The organism is Corynebacterium sp., from assembly GCF_012837295.1.
GTDB lineage: Bacteria > Actinomycetota > Actinomycetes > Mycobacteriales > Mycobacteriaceae > Corynebacterium.
On sequence record NZ_DURI01000362.1, the window covers coordinates 1 to 7021 of the forward strand.

Genomic DNA, 7021 nt, shown 5'->3' on the forward strand with positions numbered 1-7021 from the left:
ACACAGGTATGACAGCACCACGTCGTGCCGCGACACTGAACCGACCGAACATGGTCAGTGTCGGGACGATCGTGTTCCTGTCTCAGGAATTGATGTTCTTCGCCGGCATGTTCGCGATGTACTTCGTATCGCGCGCGAACGGCCAGGGAGAATCGTGGGATTGGGGTACCGGCCACCTCAACGTCCCGTACGCACTGGTGATCACTGTGATCCTGGTGTCGTCTTCGTTCACCGCCCAGTGGGGCGTGTTCGCGGCCGAGCGGGGCGACGTGTTCGCCCTGCGCAGGTGGTATGCCCTTTCGACGCTGCTGGGAGCGATCTTCCTGGTCGGCCAGGGTTACGAGTACTTCACCCTGGTCGGCCACGGTCTGACCATCCAGAACTCCGTCTACGGTTCGGTCTTCTTCATCACCACCGGCTTCCACGCCGCGCACGTCCTCGCGGGCGTGCTGGCGTTCGGCGTGGTGCTGATCCGCACCTTCAAGTCGAAGTTCACCCCGGCGCAGGCGACGGCCGCCATCGTGGTCTCGTACTACTGGCACTTCGTCGACGTCGTGTGGATCGGCCTGTTCATCACCATCTACTTCATCCAGTAGGCCGTAACGGCCGACACCGCCGGTGCGGCCTACTACAGCCATCCACTTTCCACGCACAACAAAGGGAAAAAGATGGAAAACCATAACCCCGCAGCTGAGGACCGCACGTCCTCCGCGGCGGCCGGCCGCAAGGCCAAGGGCCGCCGCAAGATGCGCCGCACCGTCTCCGGTGTCATGGCGCTCGCCCTCGCCCTCACGGGCGCGGGCTTCCTGGCCAATGCCGTGACCCCCGACGCGCAGGTCGCCACCGCCCAGCAGGACGAGGCGGCGCTGATCCAGCAGGGCAAGGAGATCTACGACGTCGCGTGCATCACGTGCCACGGCGCCAACCTCCAGGGCGTCAAGGACCGCGGCAAGTCCCTCATCGGCGTCGGCGAAGGCGCGGTGTACTTCCAGGTGCACTCCGGCCGCATGCCGATGCTCCGCAACGAGGCGCAGGCCGCCCGCAAGACCCCGCGCTACTCCGAGGAGCAGACCCTCGCCCTCGCCGCGTACGTGCAGTCGCACGGCGGCGGCGCCGGCATCGTCCGCGACGAGGACGGCAGCATCGCCATGGAGTCCCTCCGCGGCAAGAACGCCGGCCCGAATGGCGAGATCGATCCCCTCGACGTCGCCCGCGGCTCCGAGCTGTTCCGCCTGAACTGCGCGTCCTGCCACAACTTCACCGGTCGTGGCGGCGCCCTCTCCGGCGGCAAGTACGCCCCGATCCTGGATCCTGCCAACGAGCAGGAGCTGTACCAGGCCATGCTCACCGGCCCGCAGAACATGCCGAAGTTCTCCGATCGCCAGCTCACCGCTGACGAGAAGAAGGACCTCATCGCCTACATCAAGAACTCGGCGGAGACCCCCGGCCCGTCCGGTTACCCGCTCGGCGGCCTCGGCCCCGTGACCGAGGGCCTGTTCATGTGGATTGCCGGCATCGTCGCCCTCGTGGCGGCCGCACTCTGGATTGGATCCCGACAGTGACCGACAACGTGAAGAAGAACTACAGCTCCGACGAGCTGTCGAAGATGAGCAACGACGAGCTCGCCCGCCTGGGCACCGAGCTCGACGACGTGACCATCGCCTACCGCAAGGAGCGCTTCCCCATCGCCGGTGATCCGGCGGAGAAGCGCGCGGCGGCCGGCGTCATCTTCTGGCTGGCCCTCGCGGTCGTCCTCGGCCTGGCGTTCATCGCCGTCTACCTCTTCTGGCCCTGGCAGTACAAGGGCCACGGCGACGACGGCCTGTGGATGTACACCCTGTACACCCCGATGCTGGGCATCACCATCGGCGGTTCGATCATGGCCCTGGGCGTCGGCGCGGTGAAGTACACCAAGCGCTTCGTGCCCGAGGAGATCTCGGTTCAGCGCCGCCACGACGGCGCGTCCTCCGAGACCGACCAGAAGACCATCGTCGCCCTGCTGAACGACTCCTGGGAGACGTCGACCCTCGGTCGCCGCTCCGCCATCAAGGGTCTGCTCGGCGCCGGCGCGGTCCTGGCCGGCATCGGCATGGTCCTGCCGCTCGGCGGCATGATCAAGAACCCGTGGAAGCCGCGCCACGAGATGGACATCACCGGCGACGGCACCCTCTGGACCACGGGCTGGACCCTGGTCGAGCAGGGCAAGAAGGTTTACCTGGGCCGCGACACCGGCGCCATCGCCGAGGAGGGAAGCCACGGCTTCTCCTTCACCGGCGTTTCCCGCCTGGTCCGCGTCCGCCCGGAGGACCTGTCCGCCGGTGCCATGGAGACCGTCTTCCCCCTGCTGGAGGAGGACGTCAACGACGGCGACAAGTACTCGCCGGAGGCCGAGGTCTACGAGGCTCACATGCACTCGATCCACGGCTCCCGCAACTCCGTGATGCTCATCCGCCTGCGCTCGAGTGACGCCGCCCGCGCCACCCTGCGCGCCGGCCAGGAGGACTTCCACTACGGCGACTACTTCGCCTACTCCAAGATCTGCACGCACATCGGTTGCCCGACCTCGCTGTACGAGGCCCAGACCAACCGAATCCTGTGCCCCTGCCACCAGTCGCAGTTCGACGCCCTGCAGTACGGCAAGCCGGTCTTCGGCCCGGCCGCCCGTGCGCTGCCCGAGCTGCCCATCGATGTCGACGAGGACGGATTCCTCTACGCCAACGGCAACTTCATTGAGCCCGTCGGCCCGGCCTTCTGGGAGCGTCAGTCATGAGCAACTCCAATAACCGCGTCGCCTTGATGGCGCGCAACATGGACGACCGCTACACCATGTCGTCCGGCATCCGCCGTCAGATCAACAAGGTCTTCCCCACGCACTGGTCCTTCATGCTGGGCGAGATCGCGCTGTACAGCTTCATCGTGCTGCTGCTCTCCGGCGTCTACCTGACCCTCTTCTTCGATCCGTCGATGTCGAAGGTCATCTACGACGGCGCCTACGCGCCGCTCAACGGCGTGGAAATGTCCCGCGCCTACGAGACCGCCCTGCAGATCTCGTTCGAGGTCCGCGGCGGCCTGTTCATCCGCCAGGTCCACCACTGGGCCGCGCTGCTGTTCGCCATCTCGATCATGGCGCACATGTTCCGCATCTTCTTCACCGGTGCGTTCCGCAAGCCGCGCGAGGCCAACTGGGTCATCGGCTGCATCCTGCTGCTGCTCTCGGTCGCCGAGGGCTTCATGGGCTACTCCCTGCCGGACGACCTGCTCTCCGGCGTCGGCCTGCGAATCATGTCGGCGATCATCATCGGCCTGCCGGTGATCGGCACCTGGATGCACTGGATGATGTTCAACGGCGACTTCCCGGGCGACATCATCATCCCGCGCCTGTACATCGCCCACGTGCTGATCATCCCGGCCCTGCTGCTCGGCCTCATCGCCGCGCACCTGGCGCTGGTCTGGTACCAGAAGCACACCCAGTTCCCCGGCCCCGGCCGCACGGAGAACAACGTCGTCGGCGTCCGCATCATGCCGGTCTTCGCCCTCAAGGCGATGACCTTCGGCCTGATCAACATCGGCTTCATGGCCTTCCTGGCCGGCGCCTTCCAGATCAACGCGATCTGGAACCTGGGCCCGTACAACCCGTCGCAGGTTTCCGCCGGTTCGCAGCCGGACATCTACATGCTGTGGACGGACGGTGCGGCGCGAGTCATGCCGGCGTGGGAGCTCTACATCGGCTCCTACACCATCCCCGCCGTCGTGTGGGTGGCGCTGCTGCTCGGCCTGCTGGTCGTGCTGCTCTTCGCCTACCCGTTCATCGAGGCGAAGATGACCGGCGACAACGCCCACCACAACCTGCTGCAGCGCCCGCGCGACGTTCCGGTTCGCTCCGGCATCGGCGCCATGGCCCTGGTGTTCTACACCCTGCTGACCCTGTCGGGCGGCAACGACCTGATCGCGTACCACTTCCAGATCTCGCTGAACGCGATGACCTGGGTCGGCCGCATCGGTCTGATCCTGCTCCCGCCGATCGCGTACTTCGTCACGTACCGCATCTGCATCGGCCTGCAGCGTTCTGACCAGGCCGTCCTGGAGCACGGCATCGAGACCGGCGTCATCGACCAGCTGCCCTCGGGCGCCTTCATCGAGGTGCACCAGCCGCTGGGCCCGGTGGACGAGCACGGTCACCCGATCCCGCTCGAGTACCAGGGTGCGTACGTGCCGAAGACGATGAACCAGCTCGGTGCGGGCGGCGCCCCCGGCCGCGGCGGTTGGTTCTCCCCCGACTCGCGGGACATCGCCGACGAGGCGAACCGCATCGAGGCCGAGAATCACCACGAGCAGGCTCAGATGTTCCGCGACCTCGAGGCCCGCAACGCCGAAGCGCGTCGCGAACTCGACAAGTAGGACATAGCGCCCCAACTGCGCTCGACGAACCGCCCCGGCGGCGAGATGAAAATCTCGCCGGCGGGGCGGTTCCGCGTTTCCGGGGTCGGGGCTTCTTTGCGTGACGACGGCCCACCTCCCCTCCGCCCACCGTTCCCGGTGCGCCTTCTCCCGCCACTTCGCCCCGGCAACACCGCCGCGCCCCCACTTCGCCGCTATTCAGTCAACTCTCAGGCGCGTAGGCTGGATACATGAACATCTGACGCCTCCAGTCGCGCCCGCCGGCGTCGTCAGGCAATCGCGTCCAACCGATGCGTCGCCCGCCACGGCCGGCCTACCGCGACCACTCCCCTCCCCCGCCCGTTTTCCGTATTGCAGGAGGCGCCGCCATGGCCGAATCCCCGCTCCCCTTCATCGACGGCTCCGCCACCCAGCTGGTGGCCAATTCCGTCAACTACGACTACGAGGGCACGCCCGTGCTCCGCGACGTGAACATGACCGTCTCCGCGGGCGACGTGCTCGGGCTCGTCGGCGACAACGGGGCCGGCAAGTCCACGCTGCTGTGGCTGCTGTCGGGCCGGCGGAAGCCGACGTCGGGGTCCGTGAAGCACGTGGGCACGCGCGTGCTCGGCTCCCAGGAGCTGGAGGCGCCGTTCGAGTCGACGGGGCGGATGCTCGTCGATGAGGCGCTGGGGCCGTCGAAACGTCGCCTGCAGGCGCTGGAGGAGGCCGCGGAGGCGATGTCCGTGGCCGAGTCGCCCGAGGCCGCGGCGGCCGCCGAGAAGGCCTATTCCACGCTGTTCTCGGATGTCATGGCCCACGACGACTGGAACGCGGAGCACCACGCGGAGGTCGTGCTCGACTACCTCGGCCTGTCCGGCGACGGCCCCGAGGGTCCGCTGCTCGACCAAAAGTCCGTGGAGCTCTCCGGCGGCCAGCGCGCCCGGCTGGGGCTGGCGCTCACGCTGATCCGCAAACCCGAGATCCTGCTTCTCGACGAGCCGACCAACCACCTCGACGACCGCGGCCGCCAGCTCGTCATCGACACCATCAACGCCCACCCCGGCGTCGTCGTCGTGGCCACCCACGACCGCGATTTCCTCGACGCCGTGTGCACCGTCATCGGCGACCTCGTGCCGGGCCGCGAGGGCATCGGCATGTTCCGCGGCAACTACACCGACTACGACACGCACCGCCGCCACGAACGCCAGCTGTGGGAGCACCAGTGGCGCACCGAGCAGCACGAGAAGGCGCGGCTGGAAAAGACCATCGACACCGCGAACGAGGACTCCGGGCCCGTGCGCGCGAAGAGGGACAACGAGAAGATGGGCTACGACCACGCCGGCGGCCGCGCCGACCGCCAGGTCGCCCGCCGCATCCGGTCGGCCCGCCAGCGACTGGAAGAACTCGAGGAGGACGGCGTGGCCAAGCCGCCGGCGCTCCTCGGCTTCGATGCGCCGCTGACAAAGCCGCTGTCCACCAAGCGCGCGCCGGCGGGCAGCGACGAGGACTTCCACGTCAAACTCCGCGGCGTCGTCGTCCCCGACCGCATCCACGTCGGGTCGCTGACCATCCGCCCCGGCGACACCATCGTGGTCACCGGCCCGAACGGCGCCGGCAAGTCGACGCTGCTGAAGGTGATGCTCGGCCAGGTCGCGCCGGCCGCCGGCGAGATGCGCATCGGCCAGGAGGCCCGCATTTCGATGCTGGCGCAGGAGCAGGATTGGGCCGATCCGTCGCTAAGCCCCAACCAGCTTTACGACGACAACCCGTCCCCCACCGTCACCCTCGAGGACCTGGGGCTGCTCACCGCCCGCGACGCCAAGCGGCCCGTGGGCGACCTGTCGGTGGGCCAGCAGCGGCGCGTGGCACTGGCGCTGGTCGTCGCCGATCCTCCGGACATCCTGCTTCTCGACGAGCCCACCAACCACCTGTCCGTCGATCTCATCGAAGAGGTGCAGGACGCCATCGCCGAGGCCGAGGGCACCATCATCGTGGTGACCCACGACCGCCGCATGGTCGATCGCCTCGAGGCGCGGCACCTCGTCGTCGAGGAAGGCGAAGTCACCGAGCTGCCGCGGGGCAAGAAGCCCGTCGAGTTCGCGTAGCAGGGGCCTTGCCGGGGACTCCGCGGCTCCGGCCCCCCGGCTACGCGGCTCGACGGCTCCACCGAGGCCGTCCCCGAACCTTGCAGGGGCCTCGCCCCACAGATAGACGTCCAGTGGTCAGAAAGACTTGGTTATCCACCTCTTTCTGACCACTGGACGTCTTTCTCCGCCGGATCGGGCCTGACGCGGACCGATTCTTCCCCGTTTCCCTCCGCGCCCGCTCCGATACTCCCTGCGGTTCGGTTCCCCGCTGCCCCAAGCGTCCCACGCCCCGGTCCCCCGCGTCCCCGCCCTCCTTGCCCCGCACAGATACCTACGTTCCGGCCACATACTCACGTTCAAACGTGGGTATCTGGCCCGAACGTAGGCATCTCCGGGCCCCCTCGCCGCCACGCACCCGCCCCCGCCCCCACGCACGCGGAAACCCCGCCACCGGAAGGCCGGGTGGCGGGGTTCTGTCGCGTCCGCGTCAGGTGATCGCGGGGATCACCGTCGCGGGCTGCCGGTGAGGTGGTTCCTCTCCGGCGGGCCGGTGA

Annotated in this window: 5 protein-coding genes; all 5 read left to right on the top strand. The window is 67.9% G+C overall.

All coding sequences use genetic code 11. The features are described from left to right. The first annotated feature begins 8 nt into the window (after positions 1–8). The 5 genes from GX015_RS11875 (at position 9) to GX015_RS11895 (ending at position 6485) form a co-directional block, all read left to right on the top strand. Entirely contained in the window at positions 9–596 is a 588-nt protein-coding gene (locus GX015_RS11875) for a heme-copper oxidase subunit III (protein ID WP_291345372.1), read from the top strand. 72 nt (positions 597–668) lie between these two features. After that, positions 669–1562 (top strand): cytochrome c, encoded by an 894-nt coding sequence (locus tag GX015_RS11880; RefSeq protein WP_291345368.1) that lies wholly within the window; start codon positions 669–671, stop codon positions 1560–1562. Continuing rightward, positions 1559–2770, top strand: a complete 1212-nt coding sequence (locus GX015_RS11885) for a ubiquinol-cytochrome c reductase iron-sulfur subunit (RefSeq protein ID WP_291345369.1) — start codon at positions 1559–1561, stop codon at positions 2768–2770. The genes GX015_RS11880 and GX015_RS11885 overlap by 4 nt, the downstream gene beginning before the upstream one ends. Next, positions 2767–4398, top strand: a complete 1632-nt coding sequence (locus GX015_RS11890; RefSeq protein WP_291345370.1) for a cytochrome bc complex cytochrome b subunit — start codon at positions 2767–2769, stop codon at positions 4396–4398. The genes GX015_RS11885 and GX015_RS11890 overlap by 4 nt, the downstream gene beginning before the upstream one ends. 368 nt (positions 4399–4766) lie before the next feature. Next, positions 4767–6485, top strand: a complete 1719-nt coding sequence (locus GX015_RS11895) for an ABC-F family ATP-binding cassette domain-containing protein (protein WP_291345371.1) — start codon at positions 4767–4769, stop codon at positions 6483–6485. The last annotated feature ends 536 nt before the right edge of the window (positions 6486–7021 follow it).

Excerpts from the sequence above, each read along its gene's own strand:
- GX015_RS11875 (WP_291345372.1), top strand. The coding sequence starts at position 9 with ATGACAGCACCACGTCGTGCCGCGACACTGAACCGACCGAACATGGTC.
- GX015_RS11880 (WP_291345368.1), top strand. The coding sequence starts at position 669 with ATGGAAAACCATAACCCCGCAGCTGAGGACCGCACGTCCTCCGCGGCG.
- GX015_RS11890 (WP_291345370.1), top strand. The coding sequence starts at position 2,767 with ATGAGCAACTCCAATAACCGCGTCGCCTTGATGGCGCGCAACATGGAC.
- GX015_RS11895 (WP_291345371.1), top strand. The coding sequence starts at position 4,767 with ATGGCCGAATCCCCGCTCCCCTTCATCGACGGCTCCGCCACCCAGCTG.